18 protein-coding genes are annotated in these 19,738 nt (G+C 38.1%); 6 read left to right on the forward strand and 12 right to left on the reverse strand.

Annotated elements, in window-relative coordinates; all coding sequences use genetic code 11:
• Complete coding sequence (locus ACIQXI_RS12415; protein ID WP_402925113.1) at positions 1–501, forward strand: PaaI family thioesterase; 501 nt, start codon at positions 1–3, stop codon at positions 499–501.
• On the opposite strand, the gene ACIQXI_RS12420 is transcribed toward ACIQXI_RS12415, so the two are convergent.
• Both ACIQXI_RS12420 and ACIQXI_RS12425 read right to left on the reverse strand, forming a co-directional pair.
• A complete protein-coding gene (locus ACIQXI_RS12420) occupies positions 479–1,951 on the reverse strand; it encodes a UDP-N-acetylmuramoyl-L-alanyl-D-glutamate--2,6-diaminopimelate ligase (protein WP_402925115.1) in 1,473 nt (490 codons plus the stop codon). The genes ACIQXI_RS12415 and ACIQXI_RS12420 overlap by 23 nt on opposite strands.
• A gap of 266 nt (positions 1,952–2,217) precedes the next feature.
• A complete protein-coding gene (locus tag ACIQXI_RS12425) occupies positions 2,218–3,324 on the reverse strand; it encodes a CAP domain-containing protein (RefSeq protein WP_402925117.1) in 1,107 nt (368 codons plus the stop codon).
• Positions 3,325–3,470: 146 nt separating this feature from the next.
• Here ACIQXI_RS12425 and ACIQXI_RS12430 point away from each other — a divergent pair, with 146 nt between their 5' ends.
• Both ACIQXI_RS12430 and ytvI read left to right on the forward strand, forming a co-directional pair.
• A complete protein-coding gene (locus tag ACIQXI_RS12430; RefSeq protein ID WP_402925119.1) occupies positions 3,471–3,872 on the forward strand; it encodes a YugN family protein in 402 nt (133 codons plus the stop codon).
• Between the two features lie 211 nt (positions 3,873–4,083).
• The gene (gene ytvI / locus ACIQXI_RS12435) at positions 4,084–5,157 is read left to right on the forward strand and encodes a sporulation integral membrane protein YtvI (RefSeq protein WP_402925121.1); all 1,074 of its coding nucleotides are present in this window, start codon (positions 4,084–4,086) and stop codon (positions 5,155–5,157) included.
• A 19-nt stretch (positions 5,158–5,176) separates the two neighbouring features.
• Here the strand turns inward: ytvI and ACIQXI_RS12440 are convergent, their stop codons facing one another.
• From ACIQXI_RS12440 to cyoE, 7 genes are all read right to left on the reverse strand, one after another.
• Entirely contained in the window at positions 5,177–5,638 is a 462-nt protein-coding gene (locus ACIQXI_RS12440; protein WP_402925123.1) for a DUF420 domain-containing protein, read from the reverse strand.
• A 28-nt stretch (positions 5,639–5,666) separates the two neighbouring features.
• Positions 5,667–6,596, reverse strand: a complete 930-nt coding sequence (ctaG, locus tag ACIQXI_RS12445; protein ID WP_402925125.1) for a cytochrome c oxidase assembly factor CtaG — start codon at positions 6,594–6,596, stop codon at positions 5,667–5,669.
• Between the two features lie 294 nt (positions 6,597–6,890).
• A complete protein-coding gene (locus ACIQXI_RS12450) occupies positions 6,891–7,235 on the reverse strand; it encodes a cytochrome C oxidase subunit IV family protein (RefSeq protein WP_402925128.1) in 345 nt (114 codons plus the stop codon).
• Positions 7,235–7,861, reverse strand: a complete 627-nt coding sequence (locus ACIQXI_RS12455; RefSeq protein ID WP_402925130.1) for a cytochrome c oxidase subunit 3 — start codon at positions 7,859–7,861, stop codon at positions 7,235–7,237. Before ACIQXI_RS12455 ends, ACIQXI_RS12450 begins: the two co-directional genes overlap by 1 nt.
• Positions 7,861–9,744, reverse strand: coding sequence for a cytochrome c oxidase subunit I (gene ctaD / locus ACIQXI_RS12460; protein WP_402925133.1), 1,884 nt, complete (start codon positions 9,742–9,744; stop codon positions 7,861–7,863). Before ctaD ends, ACIQXI_RS12455 begins: the two co-directional genes overlap by 1 nt.
• 39 nt (positions 9,745–9,783) lie before the next feature.
• Positions 9,784–10,872 carry a cytochrome c oxidase subunit II gene (coxB, locus tag ACIQXI_RS12465; RefSeq protein WP_402925135.1) on the reverse strand — a complete coding sequence of 363 codons (1,089 nt, stop codon included), beginning with the start codon at positions 10,870–10,872 and terminating at the stop codon, positions 9,784–9,786.
• A gap of 96 nt (positions 10,873–10,968) precedes the next feature.
• A complete protein-coding gene (cyoE, locus tag ACIQXI_RS12470) occupies positions 10,969–11,886 on the reverse strand; it encodes a heme o synthase (protein WP_402925138.1) in 918 nt (305 codons plus the stop codon).
• A gap of 336 nt (positions 11,887–12,222) precedes the next feature.
• On the opposite strand from cyoE, the gene ACIQXI_RS12475 reads away from it, so the two are divergent.
• Positions 12,223–13,146 carry a COX15/CtaA family protein gene (locus ACIQXI_RS12475; protein ID WP_402925140.1) on the forward strand — a complete coding sequence of 308 codons (924 nt, stop codon included), beginning with the start codon at positions 12,223–12,225 and terminating at the stop codon, positions 13,144–13,146.
• A gap of 563 nt (positions 13,147–13,709) precedes the next feature.
• On the opposite strand, the gene pyc is transcribed toward ACIQXI_RS12475, so the two are convergent.
• Genes pyc through ACIQXI_RS12490 form a run of 3 tightly spaced genes read right to left on the reverse strand, consistent with a single transcriptional unit; the run spans position 13,710 to position 18,679 of the window.
• Entirely contained in the window at positions 13,710–17,144 is a 3,435-nt protein-coding gene (gene pyc, locus ACIQXI_RS12480) for a pyruvate carboxylase (protein ID WP_402925142.1), read from the reverse strand.
• Positions 17,145–17,155: 11 nt separating this feature from the next.
• Positions 17,156–18,337, reverse strand: coding sequence for an FtsW/RodA/SpoVE family cell cycle protein (locus tag ACIQXI_RS12485; protein ID WP_402925144.1), 1,182 nt, complete (start codon positions 18,335–18,337; stop codon positions 17,156–17,158).
• A 60-nt stretch (positions 18,338–18,397) separates the two neighbouring features.
• The gene (locus ACIQXI_RS12490; RefSeq protein ID WP_173477891.1) at positions 18,398–18,679 is read right to left on the reverse strand and encodes an Fpa/YlaN family protein; all 282 of its coding nucleotides are present in this window, start codon (positions 18,677–18,679) and stop codon (positions 18,398–18,400) included.
• A 182-nt stretch (positions 18,680–18,861) separates the two neighbouring features.
• Between ACIQXI_RS12490 and ACIQXI_RS12495 the strand changes: the two genes are divergently transcribed.
• Positions 18,862–19,362 carry a molybdopterin-binding protein gene (locus ACIQXI_RS12495; RefSeq protein ID WP_402925147.1) on the forward strand — a complete coding sequence of 167 codons (501 nt, stop codon included), beginning with the start codon at positions 18,862–18,864 and terminating at the stop codon, positions 19,360–19,362.
• 12 nt (positions 19,363–19,374) lie between these two features.
• Entirely contained in the window at positions 19,375–19,578 is a 204-nt protein-coding gene (locus ACIQXI_RS12500) for a YlaI family protein (protein ID WP_402925149.1), read from the forward strand.
• The last annotated feature ends 160 nt before the right edge of the window (positions 19,579–19,738 follow it).

Below are 19,738 nucleotides of genomic sequence, written 5' to 3' on the forward strand. Positions count from 1 at the left end.
GTGACTTCAGCTAAAGGACAAATTGAAGAATTACTCGCTGCTATTTTACAACATAGTACAGCGGAGGATGAGGAAGTATTATTACACTTGCTAAATGGCATACGCGATAAACAACAAGGTATACACCGCCGTTATATCAACGCCGCTTTACATATGGTGGGCAACTTCCAACCAGACGTTAGTGAGGTTCGTATCCCTATTACGCCGGTTATTCACAATACCATAAAAGTCCCACACGGAGGAATTATTGCGACAATTGCTGATGCAGCAATGGGTGGACTCGCTTCACGTTCTGTTCCAGAAGGCTTTAATGTTGTGACAACCAATATTAACATTTCCTATATAGCAACTACGAACAATAAGGAGTTAATCGCCCGAGGACGTTTTGTACATAAAGGACGTCAAACACTTGTAATGGAATGCGACATTGAGGATGAAACTGGTCGCAAATTAGCCATTGCCACTGCTTCATTCTTCGTTATTCAGCGTCGTCAGTCTTAGCTTGTAAAAAATAATCTTTAATACATTGTTGATCGGAAAAAGGGAATTTTTGATTTTTAATTTGCTGTGTTTGTTCATGCCCTTTTCCGGCGACAAGCACAATATCTCCTTTTTGTGCTTTTGCTAATGCCTGATGTATCGCAACTTTACGATCTAAAAATATTTCATAATATTGCTGCTCAGAAAATCCTGCAATAATACTTTCATTAATGACTATTGGGTCCTCATCACGAGGATTATCAGTCGTTAAAAATATAATGTCAGCATACTTACTTGCCACAGCACCCATCGCAAAACGTTTTGCCTTATCTCTATTGCCGCCACAACTAAATACAAGGTAAATTGTTTTCTTACTATCAAAAGTTTGTAACACCGCCTGTAAAGCCTCTGCGGTATGGGCGTAATCAACATAGACATCAATACCAAGTGGATTTTCTATTCTTTCAAGTCTGCCTTCAGGTAGCCTTAGTCCCCATGTATGCTCAGCTATTTCATCAATAGCAAAACCTAAACGCCATATCGCCATGATCGCAGCGACTGCATTTTGCACATGATACTTCCCGACAAAAGGTATGGCAATAATGTGCTCACTCGTTGTCGTTTGCAAACAAAGTACAGTTTTACCAATGGATTCACTCACAATCTGGATATGTAAATCATTGTGATTGTCAAAGCCGAATGAACAAGATTTTTTCTTATCGTAAATACCGACAGAACGACAAAAATTATCGTCCCCATTTAACACAATTTTTTTTGATAAGTCTGCTAATCTCTTTTTTGCCCGTTTATATGCTTCCAGTCCGCCATGGTCTTCTAAATGGTCTTCCGATAAATTTAAAAATACCCCACAATCAATATCACAATGATCGAGCCTATGCTGTTGTAAACCCATTGAGGAAGCTTCTAAAACTACATGTGTGACGCCTTGTCGTACACAATGTTTTAAAATAGGATGTAGCTCTTTTGCTTGTAATGTTGTTAATTGCTCATATTCTGTTTGCTGTTTTTGCCCATTTATAAAGAAGCCTACTGTTCCAATCACTGCTACATTTTTATGTAACGCTTGTAGTAATTGGCTTACAAAATGGCTTACCGTCGTTTTCCCATTCGTTCCTGTAATAGCAATAACCGATAATGCCTCTGCCGGAAAAGCTGCGAGTTTAGCACTGGCATACGATAAAAACAAAGCGGTATTCGGTACCCAAACGAAAGGAATATTTTGATCGTTAAATGGTATCGCAATGCTTTCCTCAGATACAACGGCCGCAGCTCCTCTTGCTAGTGCTTCTTTGACAAAACGACTACCTGATGTTTTTTTCCCTTTTCGTACGATAAAAATATCTCCCGGCTTCACTGCTTGTGCATAATCCTCTACGCCCGTAATTATTGTGCGGATTGATCCACCAGTTACACTACATGGCCAATCTTTCAATAGCTCAGCTAATTGCAATGCCTCATTCCTCCTTTCAGTTCTCTATCATATGACGGCTTTTGTAACGGTGTGACGAAAATTGAAGGGTGCCGTCATATCGCTTCAGCAGTACGTTATAAGTGATTCTTGCCAGTACGATGCAATTGGTTTACCGTATATTAGACACAAAAAAAGACTGCCTTGATTTAATCAAGACAATCTCTAAAATTGTGTGGGTGCCTGGCACCATCAATTGGGCTACGTGCGGCCTTTAGGGGCAAACAACGGCAATTATCATTTCTTTCCTATTGTATTACTTCTATCGTATCCTCCACCGACTCTTCGCTCTCATCCTTTTGCTTCGATGGCTCCATGAAAATTTGTGTATAATAATTTAAAAAGACACCCGATCCTACTGCTGAATACTTATCGTTTAATATTTCTTTGCGATGCTCTGGTGAGTTTAGCCATCCATGCATGGCCTCTATGGCGTCAAAATAAGCAGTCGCAAGGTTTTCATTCGCACTATTATAAACAATGCCTTGTGCTTCCAATCGTTTCTTTAAATCTCCATTTGTTGGTGATTCATGACCTGAAAAATTTTGTACCTTCATATCTTCGCTGTGTAATTTTGCTACCGCTTCTAATTTTTCATCAAGTTCTAAAGGTGCTAAGTCATAATAATCTCTTGTTACATTGATTAAATCATCCAGCTGGGCAGCACTTGCTTCATTAATTTCCTGTTGTAAAAATGAGGACGGAGGTGTTGGACTAACAAGCTCCCCTTGATAAATCATTTCATAAGGCTGGTGTAATACAAGTGTTTCGCTATCCGTATAACGAATCCCTTGTAGCTCACTTGTTTCGCTATCAATATACAACTGAGCATAGAGGCCATCAAATTTTACTAGCAGCCTAGTTTGCATATCTTCCTCACTCATTGAGAAAATGAAAATATTTTCACCTACATTGGCAGCTACTTCATAATCAATAATTGTCATTCGGTAAATATCATCCCGCTTTTGACCTATTTTAAAAGGTGTAGCATCTAGCTTATCACCCGCTATGTATACTTGTGTCACTATATTATTTTGCACGCCTACCATAAAAAATGTTGCCGTACTTGTTTTATAAACCCACCAATCATAACCATATGATGAAGGTTCCTTTCTAGCCGGTTCACCATATTGTTCTAAAACAGCTTGAATTCCTTGACCAATTAAAGTCGACAAGCCTCTTTGCGGTCGTGTCATCGCTCCAACATCCGGTTGCTCCAGCTCCGTTTTTGGAATAATATTCGAATTGGCATTTGGCCCTTCGAGTGGCTCATTTTCTTTTGGTGTATTAAAGAACATAAAGCCGATAAACGCAATTGTTGCACAGGCGATTAAAATGCGAAATAATGCTTTCATACACGACCCCTTTCTTCACCATTATTGTAATTTATTATATCAATTGTAAGAACGTTGACACAATGTTGTATTGCAACAATGTCAAATATGCTCTATTATAAAAATGAGCGTATACTTTGTACGATAAGCTAAAGGAGGATTATGAGATGTATTTTGAGAATACTAACCTTGAGAATTTAACAGCTGACCAAGAACTAATTGAAAACATTATGAAAAAAAATGGCTTAGAATGTGATGGTGCTTGGGATTATGAACGTATGACTTTCGACCGCCGTTTCGATACTCGTGAAGGCACTTACTATCTACGTGTATTCGCATATGCACAATCGGGTGATGTTGGCGCACACGATGCTGTTCTAACATTAATGAAACCGGTTCTTGGCAAACACTATTATCCACATGGTGTTGAGTACGGCGAAGATGAAGTTTTCCCTGCTCACCTTGTAAAAAAATGTGATGAAATCTTAAAAAAAGTTAGACTAGACCTAGAAGCATTCGTTGTTGAGGCTCCTTCTAACAAAAAAGCGTTGGAAACTATTAACGCATAATAAGCGCTAAAGAAATACAACGTCAAAACCAACGTCTTTGCAGATACTGTGGTCTTGATGCGACAACAAGTGCTATTGACTTGTTGTTCTAAAATGCAAGCTTGTCATAAGAATGTATGAATATCAAGAAAAGACTGGTGGTCCAGTCTTTTTTATTTTGAGTAAAAAAAGATTTTCTTCTCATACTAACTATATCTTTCAAATGATGTAGGTGAGATTCTTGATACAATTTTTTAAAAGACCCTTTTTTCGTCATCCTATAATCGTTATAGCTATAGGATTAATCATCCTTTGGTTTTTATCCTTATCCTTTCCTATCCTTCTTGCCTATGTAACCGCATTATTATTAGAGCCCCTCATAATTCGTATGAGCAAACGTTTTCGCAAAAAACGCAAAATTGTCGTATCTATTTTTTGGCTTTTATTTTTTTGTATCACATTACTACTATGTATTTTCCTAGGCTATATAAGCTGGAAACAGTTTTCATCATTTATCATTCATATTCCAGATTATCTTAACCAATTATCAGCTATGTGGATTCAAATCCAATCCAAGCTTGCCAACTATACGTACCATTTGCCATTAGATCTCGTAACGCAAATCCAATCGATGATTGCACGAGCTCTTTCTTCTATTGAAAAATTTGCACTTTCTTTAACAAACTTTAATGTTTGGTCATCACTCTTGACCCATATTCCATCCCGTTTATTTGATATTTTTGTCTATTGGATTGTGTTGTATATGCTGTTATTAGATTTACCATCAATCAATCGTAAACTATTGGCACCTATCCCCTTTCATTATCATCAAAAAGTACTCTTTACAGCTGCACGTGTAAAAGTTGCATTGTTTGGCTTTATGAAAGCACAATTACTTGTTGGGATTTGTATTTTTGCCGTAGCGACAATAGCATTTTTTCTATTAAAGACACCGTTCCCTTTTATTTTAGCTTTACTAATTGTTATATTAGATATTATTCCCTTTTTAGACTCGTTTATTTTACTGCTACCTTGGGCTATTTATAAAGCTTTTACGGGGGACTATATCTTTGCCATTGCCTTAGTTGTGCTGACAGTCATACTATTCTTAATCCGTCGCATGATTGAGCCGAAAATAATTGGTGATAAAATTGGCCTTTCCTCACTGTCCACTTTTATTGCTATGTTTATCGGTTTTAAAATATTTGGCTTTCTCGGAATTTTAATCGGCCCTTTACTCGTAGTCGTAGCGCTTTCTTTATTTAAACAATCTTCTATAAAAAATCTCCCACCTTCTCAAGAGTAAGGAGGGAGATTTTTTTGTGTTAAAATCCTAAAATCGCTTTAATAACAGAGGTTGTTTCACCTGGCTCAAATAGAATATATAGCAACATGTACACCATAACACCTGTGACTGCTACAAAGAACCAGATAATACTTGTAATGGGTCCAATTCGTTTGTGTAGTTTAATGTTTGTTTTTAGTCCTGAAATAATACTAACAAGCCCAAACACTGCTCCAGATGTTGCTAACGTAATGTGGAAAATTAAAAAGAATGTATAGTAAGGTTTTAAATCCTCACCACCACCGAAGGCTGTGTTACCGATAAAGACCGTACGTGAAGCATAGATGATAAAGAAGCAAAGTGCAGCAACACCGGCAGCTAACATAACCTTTTTATGTGCATCTACTTTTCCCTTTATAATTAAGCCCCAACCAATTGCTACAAGCACAGCACTTATGACGATAAATGATGTACTAATAGTAGGCAAAATTTGCAATTCCATTCACAAAACTCCTTATACAAAATAAATTTTACAACTGATGTTGATGTTCTCTTTCCCACTTTTGTTGGTGTGCTTTTAATGCATCGGCCGTAATTTTATCCGGGTCCTTTTGCTCAGAACGATACCATTTTGTAAAAATTGCACCGATTAATACACCAAAAATAAGCTCTTGCAGTATTTTCATTAGAACACCACCAAGTTGCTGATCAGCAGCAGGCTTCATATCCGTAAATAACTCTGGGCCAGATAATGACAAGCCAGATAAAGTTGAGGCTGGAACACATAGTTCCATTGCTTTTAACCAAGCTTCACCACTCGTATATGTTTCATACATAGCATTAGGCGCAAAAATAATTAGGGCACATGCAGGTGTAATTAACACTGCATTGGCAATTATATACGCTAATTTATGCAATGGTTTCATTTCAGCGCTATCTGGTATTTTTTGAATTAAAGGCCAGTACATGAACACAGCAGAAACAAATAATACAAAAGTATAAGTACCATGTAATGTTTCGTTTAATTTAATGTAGTCTAATACTGACGGTAAATGATAGATAGAAAATAGACCGATAAAAACAAATATCGCAACCACTGGTAATGTTAACACTTTAAATAAAGGTTTGACAACAGGTGCTTCTATTGCAACTTTCCATACCCACCATGGAATCCCTTTAATTAAGAAAATAGGCACAAGCAATAAAAGAATAGCCATTTGCACCATATGCATTGTAAACATTATATGGGCCATTACATCAATTGGCGATCCTTTAATAATATAAATCGTAATCATTGCCAATACAAAATAAATTGCTTCACCTTTTTTCAGTGGCTCACTTACTTTAAAATCTTTACGCCATTTCGTTGTCACTAAAAAATAGATTGCGGTAATAAAAACGAGAACCCCTATTAAATACGGGCTCCATAAAGCTTGGAAACCAAATATACTAAGTGGCATACAATACGCGCTCCTTTAACTTTTTCCAGCATACATTTGCACGCTAAAACGTTTTACTTATTTTGGATAACAAACTTCTACAAAATAAAGGTAAGTCTTTGTTGGATGTCACAAGTGCTATAAATGAGACCAGGATAGCAAAGACATAAAGAAAACTTCAGTACCCCTATTATAAAACGCTTACAGCTATACTGCAATGAACGAACGGTGAACAAATTACCAACACTTAACACTATTAGTAAAACGAAAAAAGCACGTCTCTGCCATTAGCAGAGAGCATGCTTTTTTTGGTGATTACCACCAAATAATTGTTAAAAATGCTAGGAAGAATGTAAATGCGATTAAAATCCCCATCCACATAAAGAATCCAATAACTCCACCGAAGTGCGTTTTTTTGTCTTCTAAGTGCATGAAAGCATAAAGTTGAAGAACAACTTGTACGCCCGCAAGCAAGAGAACAAACGGAGCTATGAAATATTTAGAAAAGCCAGCAGCAACTACAGCGAACGCGATAAACGTTAAGAAAATCATGATCGCAAAGTTGATTACTTGTTTACGCATATGAACGGCATTGTGATGACGATCATATTCGAATTGAGCTTGAGACTTAGCAACTACAGGTGTATCATGTGATGACATTATCCGATCACTCCCATCAAGTATACTACTGTAAAGATAAATACCCAAACAACGTCGATAAAGTGCCAGTATAGCGCAGCCACAAAGAACTTAGGCGCATTGTACAGATTCAGTCCACGTTTTGCATTACGGACAAGTAATGTTGTAATCCATACTAACCCTAAAGATACGTGGAAACCGTGCGTACCTACTAGCGTATAGAACGCAGTTGCGAATGCAGATTGGTTAAATGTGAAACCAAGGTGCACATAGTGTTGGAACTCGTAAATTTCTAAGGCAAGGAAGCCTAGACCTAAAAGTAATGTAATTGCTAACCAAGTTTGCATACCTTTGTAATTAAAATTACGCATATGGTAAATGGCATAAACTGAAGTTAGTGAAGATGTTAATAATAACATCGTCATTGCAAATGCTAATGGTAATTCAAATAAACTTTGTGTTGTGAACTCCATGCCAGCTGGCCCTTTGTTCTTCAATGCTAAGTAAGTAGCAAATAAACTTGCGAATAAGACAACTTCACAGGCAAGGAAAATCCAGAAACCAACGACTTTATTTTTACCTTCCATCGTTGCTTGTTCAGGATGATCTGGCCAAGTATGAGGAGTAAATTTAGTATTGATATCCATTATTTATTTCCCCCTTTGCCATAAAGTTGCTCTTCAATCTCAAGAATATCTTCTTTGTGTAAGTGGAAGCCGTGATCGTCCTTCACAGAACGAGCAATCATGGCACCAAATGTAATCAATAGACCAATAATTAACACGTAAATTGACCAAGGTTTATCTGCATCTGGATTGTAAAGTGCACCGAATGCAGCAATAAACATACCTACAGAAATAACGAATGGAATTGCAGAGTTGTTTGGCATATGAATATCACCTAATGGCTCAGCAAATGTCACTTCTTTATTACCTTCTTGCTTTTCAATCCACCATGGATCTAGACCACGAACAAGTGGTGTTTGACGGAAGTTATAGAACGGAATTGGTTGCGGAATTGACCATTCTAACGTACGACCATCGCCCCATGGGTCGCGACCTGCTGGTTTACCTTTGATAGACATTAAGCAGTTAATTACCATTAAGATAACCCCAACGCCCATCATCAATGCACCGATTGATGAAATATAGTTGAACTGATCCCAACCTTGACCTTCCATGTACGTAAATACGCGACGTGGCATCCCCATTAAACCTAAGAAATGTTGTACGAAGAATGTTAAATGGAATCCGATAAAGAATACCCAGAAAGTCAATTTACCAAGTGCTTCGTTTAACATGCGGTTGAAGAAAATTGGCCAGTAGAAGTGCGCTGAACCGAATAATGCAGTTACGATACCACCAACGATAACGTAGTGGAAGTGCGCAACGATAAAGTAAGAATCGTGTAATTGATAGTCAAGTGGAGCAGATGCTTGCATTACCCCAGTAACACCACCCGCAACGAATGACGGGATGAAACCAAGTGCATAAAGCATTGGTGTTGTAACTTTAATAGATCCGCCCCAAATTGTTAAAATCCAGTTAAATACTTTCATACCTGTTGGAACGGCGATAGCCATTGTAGCAACAGCGAAGATTGCGTTCGCAGTTGGTCCAAGACCAGTTGTAAACATGTGGTGAGCCCAAACCATGAAGCCTAGGAAACCGATTAAAATTGTTGCGAATACCATTGAAGAGTATCCGAATAAGCGCTTACGAGAGAATGCTGGAATAATTTCCGAGAATAAACCGAAAGCAGGTAGTACTAAAATGTATACTTCTGGGTGTCCGAAGATCCAGAATAAGTGTTCCCAAATTACTGTATTACCACCCATTGTATGGTCGAAGAAGTTACCACCGAACATACGGTCAAATAACATCATCAATAAACCAATTGTTAATGGAGGGAATGCGAATAAAATTAACGCACTTGATACCAATGCAGTCCAAGTGAATAATGGCATACGCATAAATGTCATACCTGGAGCACGCATTGTAATAATCGTAACGATAAAGTTAAGACCTGAAATTAACGTCCCTGCCCCAGATATTTGTAACCCAAGCACATAGAAGTCAATACCATGTCCTGGAGAATATAAAGATAATGATGCATAAGATGTCCAGCCCGCATCAGGAGCGCCACCTAAAAAGAATGACAGGTGAAGGAATACTGCACCTAGGAAGAACAACCAGAACCCTAAAGAGTTAAGGAATGGGAATGCAACGTCACGTGCACCAATTTGTAATGGTACAAGCATGTTCATAAATGCGAATAGTAATGGAGTCGCAGCAAGGAATAACATTGTCGTTCCGTGCATCGTTAATAATTCATTGAAAAAACCAGCTGATACGAAATCGTTATTTGGCTTCATTAACTGAATACGTATTAATAACGCTTCAAAACCAGCGATAGCGAAGAACAATGTACCGGCTAATAAATACATTACAGCTAACTTTTTATGGTCAACCGTTGTAATGTAATCCCAGACAGCTGCTCCAAAGCCCTTTTTCTGTGTATATGAGCTCACAACTTTTACCTCCCTCAAAGTTTGTTACATAAACGAAAATTATTTCTCTACTGATAAGCTCATGATATATGTTGCAAGAGCTTGAATTTCTTCGTCAGTTAAATCGCCATAAATTGGTGCAGTACCATCAGGATTCATCATTAAGTTACCTGGTTTGAATTCACCTGGGTTTTTGATCCACGCTTTTAAGTTTTCTTCATTATGTTCTAAGAAGCCTGCAACACGGTTACGATCGCCGAAAGTTGCTAAGTTAGGACCTACTCCACCAGTACCACCTGCGCCAGATACAGCATGACAAGCTAAACAGCTGTTAGCAAATGTTGCTTCACCAAGATCAGTTGAATCTTTTGAAGCAGTTTGTCCTTCAGTTGCTTTCATGCTTGCTACCCAAGCGTCAAATGCCTCTGGGCTAACAGTTTTTACTTTAAAGTCCATAAGTGCGTGTGAAGGGCCACATAGCTCCGCACATTTACCATAGAATACGCCATCTTTAAGATCTGCTGATTCTTTATCGAATACTAAATAGAATTTGTTTAAGTTTTCTACGTTCGTATCCATTTTACCGCCAATCGCGGGAATCCAGAATGAGTGCTTTACATCAGCAGCTTTTAAGTTAAAGTAAACTTTTTGATCTGTTGGTACTACTAATTCTTGCGCTGTTACAATCCCTTGGTTTGGATATTCAAATTCCCACCAGTATAACTTTGCAGTTACGTTTACTGTCAGGGCCGTTTTGTTACCTTCTGCATCTACTTCATCCATTGCAGCAACATCTGCAAATTTATAAGTAGCCGTAACAACTGGTACAGCTAAGATTAATAATAAAATAATTGGAATTACTGTCCAAATTACTTCAAGTGTGTGACTTCCTTCTACTTGCTTAGGAATAACATTTTCGCCTACTTTTGAACGGCGGAATTTTAAGAATGCAAGTAAATAGATAACAGATACTATTACTACAACTAACGTCATAATTCCAGTAGCCAACAATAATAGGTTGAATTGTTCTTTACCTACTTGACCCGATGGTTTCAGTGCAGAAATATAATCTTCACCACAACCCGAAAGGAAAACCATCATCACTGCTAGAAGTGAAAAAAGACGCCACTTTTTAAGCCCTTTCATCATAGCTTAATTAAACCCCTCTTTCTTTGTTGTATTTTCATGTGTACCTAGGACATTGGTTCTGTCTATATGAATTCTTGGGAAAGAAAGAATTCCAAATTAGCTGAATATCGCAAATATTACGATAGCCACAAATAGTATGGTCATATGATTCAAGGAATAAATAAACATTCTATTTGCCCACTTCATATCATCTTTTGTGGTAAAGCCTTTTATAGCTAGTAATAACCAGCCTAAGTTCAAAGTAGTCGCAAGCACTAAAAATCCATTGCCAAGCTCAGGTAAAAGGAACGGTAACGGGAATAATAAAAGAATCCAGAAAAACATTGAGTACTTCGTTCGTTTAAAACCTTTTACTACTGGTAACATTGGGATATTAGCTGCACGATATTCTTCCGTACGTTTCATAGCTAACGCATAAAAATGCGGTGGTTGCCATGCAAACATAATGAGAAACAGGGCAAGTGCTCCTGGGCCAAGTGCAGGTTCAATCGCTGCAAAACCAATTACTGGTGGAATCGCCCCTGAAATACTTCCGACAATCGTGTTACTAACATGCTTCCTTTTTGACCACATTGAATACAGAACTACATAAGCGAATATTCCAACTAGTCCCCACATGCCGGCCGCAAATGATGCCGTAAATAACAAAATTTCACCTACAATTAAAAATGAGAGGGCAAGAGTCATTACAAATTTCGGCTTAAATCTTCCAGTGACTGTCGGTCTTGACTTTGTTCGTTTCATTATCGGATCAATATCACGATCAATGAAATTGTTCATTGCACCAGAGCCGCCAATAATTAGTGCCGCACCTAGCATGATACAAACGAGTACATCAAGCTCTTGTAAGAAATGTCTACCAGTAAACTGAATTGCCAGAAACATTCCTGTAAACGTTGTGACAAGATTCGAGTTAACGATTCCAATTTTTATTAGTGCTAAGAAATCTTTTACAACAGATGTCGTTTCTGGATCAGTATTTCTAGTAGCCGAAAACGTACGACCGTTTGACATGTTACCTCTCCTTTCATTTTTGTAAGCATATTCCGCTAACAATAACTATAGCGAAATTTGCGATTGATTTCTAGACGTTTAGTGAAATTTAGGTGAAGTTGTAAAATTTGCATTGTCTAGAAATATAATTAAAAAACAACATATCTATAGTAAAACATTTTCCAATTTGAATTGTGAAGGTTAAAGCACGAAATTATGAACAATTTGTGAAATGGAATGAACATCTAATACTCCCTACTCTTTACAAGTTGTAATTTAATTGTATTTTAGATATCATCTAGTAGCAGAAACATTACTTTCATGTAATATTGATAGATAAAGTAGGTGACTCGTTTTATGCAACACAACAGGTATATGAAATGGTTTGCTGTTGCCGCTACAGTGGGAATGCTCCTTATTTTACTTGGCGGGGCACTCGTTACAAAAACCGATAGTGGCTTGGGCTGTGGTCGAAATTGGCCAGATTGTAATGGTTCTCTTATTCCAAAAGAAATTACAACTGAAGTTCTAATTGAATTCTCCCATCGTCTAGTGTCAGGCATTGTCTCTATCTCCATTTTAGGCTTAACCATTTGGACATGGCGAAAACTTGGTCATATTCGTGAAGTGAAATTTTTAGGTTTTTTATCAATGTTTTTCTTAATAGCACAGGCGCTGATTGGAGCAGCTCAAGTGTTATGGGGGCAAGGAGACTTCATTCTAGCACTGCACTTTGGAATCTCACTTATTTCTTTTGCCGCCGTTCTTCTTCTTTCTATGATTGTATTTGAGGTTGATCGAAAGTTTGATGCTGATAACGTATTTATTGGGAAAAAGTTACGTTGGCATACAATTGCTGTCACAATTTATTCTTATTTAGTCGTTTATACAGGGGCACTTGTTCGACATACCGATTCTAGTCTAGTATGTCCAGACTGGCCATTTTGCTATAACGAAACGCCTTTTGCCCCACCAAATAATATGTACGAATGGGTACAAATGGGACATCGACTAGCAGCTATTATTATTTTTATTTGGATTACATACATAACTTGGCACGCTATAAAAGAATACAAGCAACAACGTGTTATTTATTATGGCTGGATTATCGCTTTCATCATAGTTATTCTACAAGTTTTAGCAGGTATGTTAGTAGTCCTTACTAAATTGAATCTGACAGTCGCATTATTACATTCATTGTTCATTTCAATGTTATTTGGTCTTCTTTGTTACATGATTATGCTCGTCGCACGTAGCAATTATAATGAAAAAAATAAGTAGTAACTTTAGAAAAGGATTCGGCGCTGTCGAATCTTTTTTCATTTCCTTTCAACGTTATTTACAAGCATGTACTTTATGATGAAAGAAATTTATACTATTTTTTTGACGAAAGAATGAAAGCTAACGATTGCAATTTTTTCAAGCCGACAATAGCTTAAAGCAACTAATATGAGTGTGGATAGTGGTAATTTATGAGGGTTAATCAGTGATTACAAAGTATTGATTTGCCATTTTGGCAATACATTTATCTATCTTTATTTTATATCAAAAAAGTCTATAGACAAAATAATTGATATTAGATATACGCTCAAAATTGTTTCTCAATAGCTAGAATGACCTAGTTTCTACTATTTTATAACGACTAAAAAAAAGAGAAAAAGTGTTAGATTGATTGCAGTCAATCTAACACTTTTTTGCTACGTCGTTATTATCTGCTACGGCGGTGGTGCTTCCCACAGGATTCACTGCCTTCGCAACATTCGTACTAATTTCTATCAATTACAAAAGGCTAGTTACGTTTCACCCATTTTGCATAGTAGAAATTAAACGCTACTTCTATAGTTTTATTCAATTTCAATTAATAAGTCACCTGTTGAAATCGCATCGCCCGCACTTGCGTATACCTCTTTTACGACACCATCTTTTGGTGCTTGTACCGTTGTTTCCATTTTCATAGCTTCTGTAATTAACAAGTGGTCACCACGTTTAACAGGACTGCCTTTCGAAACAACGACTTTTAACACAGTTCCTGGCATTGTTGCCCCGATTTGATTCGGATTGCTTGGGTCTGCCTTAAGTGCTATACTGCCATCTACTTCTACCGTCATATCTTGAATCACAAGCTCACGTGATTGACCGTTTAACTCGAAGTACATAACACGCGTACCATCGTGTTGTGGCTCACCAATCGATACAAGTTTAATAATTAACGTTTTACCTTTTTCTATTTCTACTTCAATCTCTTCCCCAAGCTTTAAGCCATACAAGAACGTTGGTGTATCTAACACAGAAATATTACCGAATGATGCTAATGTTTTAGCATACTCTTCAAACACTTTCGGGTACAGTGCATAAGCAAGTACATCCTTCTTCGTTACTGGACGTTGTAACTTATCTGCTAATACTTCCTCCAACTGCTCAAAGTTAACTGGCTCTAACAGTTCACCTGGACGAACTGTAATTGGCTCACGATCTTTCAACACTACTTTTTGAAGCGCTTCTGGGAAGCCACCATGTGGTTGTCCTAAATAACCTTGGAAAAATTCAATAACAGAATCTGGGAAGTCAATTGTTTGCCCACGAGTGATCACTGTTTCTTCATTTAATTCGTTTTGCACCATGAATAACGCCATATCGCCTACTACTTTCGATGATGGTGTTACTTTCACGATGTCTCCGAATAATAGATTTACACGTGAGTACATACGCTTCACTTCATCCCAACGATCTCCTAGACCAACAGCTTTTGCTTGTTGCTGTAAGTTACTGTATTGACCACCTGGCATCTCATGAACATAAATTTCAGAATGAGGGCTAATCATGCCACTTTCGAAATCTTTGTAGTATTTACGAACATCTTCCCAGTAATAGGAAAGCTTTTCAAGCGACTCAATATCAGCGCGAATCTCTCGTTTGCCGCCTTTCATTGCATAGTACAATGAGTTAGCACTTGGTTGAGACGTTAAGCCTGCCATTGCGCCGAGTGCTGTATCTAAAATATCTACCCCAGCTTCAATCGCTTTTGCATATAAGTAAATCCCGTTACCACTTGTATCATGCGTATGCAAGTGAATTGGTAGGTTTGTCGCCTCTTTTAACTCCGAAATTAAACGATATGCAGCTTCTGGCTTTAATAATCCAGCCATATCCTTAATCGCTAAAATATGGGCTCCTGACGCTTCTAAAGCCTTCGCCATATCTTTGTAATATTGCACGGAGTACTTCGCACGTCCATCATCTAAAATATCGCCAGTGTAGCAAATCGCTGCTTCTGCAATTTTGCCTGCATCTCTTGCTGCATCAATCGCTACTTCCATCCCTTTAATCCAGTTCAAGCTATCGAAAATACGGAAGACATCTATACCAGATGCAGCCGACTCGGCAATGAACGAACGAATTAAATTATCTGGATAGTTCGTATAACCAACAGCATTGGCACCACGCAACAACATTTGGAATAGAACATTAGGTATTTGCGCACGCAGCTTCGCTAAGCGCTCCCATGGATCTTCTTTTAAGAAGCGGTATGCTACATCAAATGTTGCTCCACCCCACATTTCGAGTGAGAAGAAATTATGCATCATACGTGCTGTTTCATCTGCAATTTGAATCATATCCTGAGAACGCACGCGTGTTGCTAGTAAAGATTGATGCGCATCGCGGAATGTTGTATCCGTTAATAATACATCTTGCTGTTGTAAAATCCATTTCACTAGCCCGTCTGCACCTTGTTCATCTAAAATTTGCTTTGTACCAGACAGTGGCTGCCCATTTAAGTCCACAAGAGGCTTAATTGGCTGAGTGAAAATCGGCTTGGCCTTATTTTCCACCCCTGGGAAACCATTTAACGTTACATTACCAATATAGCTTAATAGTTTTGTTCCGCGGTCTTGGCGAACCGGGAAGTTAAATAGTTCAGGCGTTGTATCGATAAAACTCGTATCAAATGTGCCTGCTAAAAATTTTTCATGCGTTACGACATTATTTAAAAATGGGATATTTGTTTTTACCCCGCGAATACGGAATTCTTTTAAGTTACGATCCATTTTCGCTGCGGCTTCTTTAAACGTCATGCCTGAAGTTGAAATTTTTACAAGCAATGAATCGTAATACGGTGTTACTACAGCGCCTTGGAAGCCATTACCTGCATCTAAACGAACGCCAAAGCCACCACTTGAGCGATAGACCATAAGTTTTCCTGTATCTGGCATAAAGTCATTTGCAGGGTCCTCTGTTGTGACACGAGATTGAATAGCATAACCAATCATCGGAATGTCCGCTTGCTGTGGAATATGAATTTCTTCGCTATGCAAGCCATAGCCCGCAGCTACTTTAATTTGAGCATGTACAATATCGATGCCGGTAATCATTTCTGTAATAGTATGTTCTACTTGTATACGAGGGTTTACCTCGATGAAATAGAAGTCATCACCTGCAACTAAAAATTCTACTGTCCCTGCATTTATGTACGAGACATTTTTCATTAATTGCACTGCTGCATCACAAATTCTATTTCTCAAATCATTTGAAATCGAATTGGATGGTGCAATCTCTACAACTTTTTGATGTCGGCGTTGAATAGAGCAATCACGCTCATATAAATGCACGATATTACCCATTTTATCGCCAATAATTTGAACTTCGATGTGCTTTGGTTGAAGAATACACTTTTCTACATAAACTTCATCTGAACCGAAGGCTGCCTTTGCCTCTGATTTAGCACGTTCATATGCAGACGCAACTTCTTCTTTCGTTTGCACTACGCGCATGCCGCGTCCACCGCCACCTAAAGAAGCTTTAATCATAAGCGGGTATCCATATTGTTCACCGAAAGCTTGTACTTCTTCTACAGAAGCAACAGGTCCATCTGTACCTGGAATGACTGGAATATTTGCGTTAATGGCCTGTTCACGCGCTTTTACTTTATCACCAAACATATCTAAATGCTGTGAAGTCGGACCGATAAATAGAATGCCCTCTTCCTCACAACGACGTGCAAAATCCACGTTTTCTGATAAAAAACCATACCCTGGATGAATCGCATCAACGCCTGCATCCTTAGCGATTGCAATGATGCCCTCAATATCTAAGTACGCATCGATGGGCTTCTTACCTGCCCCTACTAAATAAGCTTCATCTGCTTTAAAGCGATGAAATGCCCCACTGTCTTCACGTGAATAAATAGCGACAGTCTGAATGTTGAGTTCCGTACATGCACGGAAAATTCGAATTGCAATTTCTCCCCGATTGGCTACAAGGATTTTGTTGATTGATTCCATAGGTATCCCCCTTATGTTTGTGATTTACTTCTTTCTACCTTATCGAACATGGAAACATTAACTAATATTCCCATAGCTAAAGATAGCAAAATTATAGATGTCCCGCCATAACTAATGAAAGGCAGCGTGACACCGGTTAACGGGATTAACCCGGTTGCACCCCCAAGATTGATAAACGATTGCCAGCCTATCCAGCTCGCAATACCTGCTGCTATCATACGCGCTAGTGGATCTTTTGTTCGCAATGCGATAGAAAAACCTTTATATACAATAAATCCTAAACCGCCTAAGACGATAAGAACTCCCCAAATACCGAGCTCCTCCATAACAATCGCCATAATAAAATCGGTTTGCGGTTCAGGTAAATATCCTAATTTTTGAATCGATTGACCGAGTCCTCTTCCTTCTAATCCACCGCCGCCAATGGCATAATAACTATTGACCACTTGGTGTCCTACACCGTCCTCATAATCAAACGGATTAAAATAAGATTCGATACGACCTTTACGGTTCCCTTTTAAAAGTTCACCTTTAAATAGCCAAAGCATGCCGAGAATGGCTACACCAAATGCTCCTAACACGCCAAAAAACTTCCAAAACGTTTTAAAAGGTATACCACTAGCCGCTACAACGGATACTGCAATACCACATAAAATAATTACTGCCCCTAAATCTGTTTCAAAGGCCACGCCAGCTACAACAAGAATCCATAGAAATATCGGATAAAAAATTTCAGTAGGCTGTAACTTTTCAAATGTATATTTTTGAGATTTACGATAGAATGCTGCAGCAAAATATAAAATTATAAATAGTTTCGCATATTCAGAAGGCTGGAAATTCCCGAATCCCGGTACATGAATCCAACTTTGAGAACCTACATCGTCTGCACCATTTCCGGCTACTTTTACCCACGTAAAGAGCACAATTAACACAATTGTCAGTAAAAGCATAATATTCTTATTTGCATAATGCTTATAAGGGAAAAATGCTGCTGCCAAAAATGCTAAAGACGCAACCGCTAAGTTAATTAGCTGTTTTCGGTAAAAATAGTCTGCAGCTTGTTCTTTTTGTACGATTGCGACCATTATACTTGAACTATAAATCATCACTAATCCAAATATACTTAACAACAAAACAGTGAAAAATAATGGGTAATCAAAATTTTGAGCATAGCGTTTTAAATATTGTTTCATTGGAAAACCTCGTTCTAGTAAAAAAACTCAAATCGCAAGCAGCGTTTGAGTTTTTTTTTTTTATTTGTCTGTATACGCGTCATGTAGTACAGATAATTCTTTCTCGAGTGAATCGAGAATAGCTTTGCCTTTATCGCGTTCAATAAGTCCAAGCTTCACAGCAAAGTCAATTTCACGTGAAAGGCCGAACATTTGTGTATCTAATACTTCTTCATATAAAGGGCATTGTGGCATCGTTAAATGATCCATCTGTACTCGAATGAGGCGAGCAATTTTATCTGCATCAGCTACTAAAAGCTCCAAAGCCTTCTCTTGAAAGGAAGTTTGTGATTTCGTATCCATGAGGACGCCCCCATTATCTGATATTTCTTCGATTCTATCTTAATAAAGTTTATCTTTTAGTCGATAAAAATGCAAGTGTCTTCGTTGGAAAATAAAGAATCCAAATTATATTTCTTTATTATCTCCTTACATTAGCGTTATACTAATTCATGGATATACAAGATTTGAGGAGGATTTCTATTATGGAAACAATTATTCCTATTAAGGGTGCAGTTTCGTATCAACTTACATTAGATCCAACTGTATGGATTTTCGACGATCGTAAATTAGATTTAAATACGTACTTCCAAGCAAGAGAAGTAGAGGAAGATGCGGATACAAAATATATGCGTGAGGTTGGTGCACACTGGTCTCGTGAGATAATGGAAGGTGCTACTTTTCCGCCAACTTTAAAATCAGAACGAAAATTCGATCGTAAAGGGATGGAAACAGGCACTTTTGGTATTGAATTAAGTCACTTCTTGAAAAATGCAGAAGTTAAACCCGAGGCGACAAAAATCGTTATTGAATGTAAAGATGGAGAAGAACATGACTTTTCACTTGAAGAAGCACAAACACTCATCTTTAAATATAGTCAAGATGGCAAACCGTTAACAGATGATGGACCTGTTCACATACTGTTTGGTGACGGCTCAAATGTAGACAACCCTATCAAAAATGTGTTAGCCATTCGTGCAGAATAGGGAGGGAATGCGATGCGCGTAAAATGTGTCATTTGCGATACGATTAACCAGTTAGATGATGATTTACCGTTAGCAAAAAAATTACGGAATCGACCGATTCATACGTATATGTGCGACATCTGCCATGATCGCATTAAAGATAATACAGTGGCACGAATTGAAACGGGCAATTTCCGTTTTTATCGCACATCCCCACAAATGGATAAAGAATTTTAACATCAGTGCCAGGCACTCATACAATTCTGACAATTCTACAGGTACCTCTACGTCAATGCACGCAATGTAAGTCGCAATAGACGGCTTGACAGCGACGGTTGCGGCTTACGCTGAGCCCGCTGAAAGCGCTCTCCTGTAGCAGCAAGCAACACAACAAAAC

The sequence above is a fragment of the Lysinibacillus sp. NPDC097195 genome, from assembly GCF_044762075.1.
Classification (GTDB): domain Bacteria; phylum Bacillota; class Bacilli; order Bacillales_A; family Planococcaceae; genus Lysinibacillus.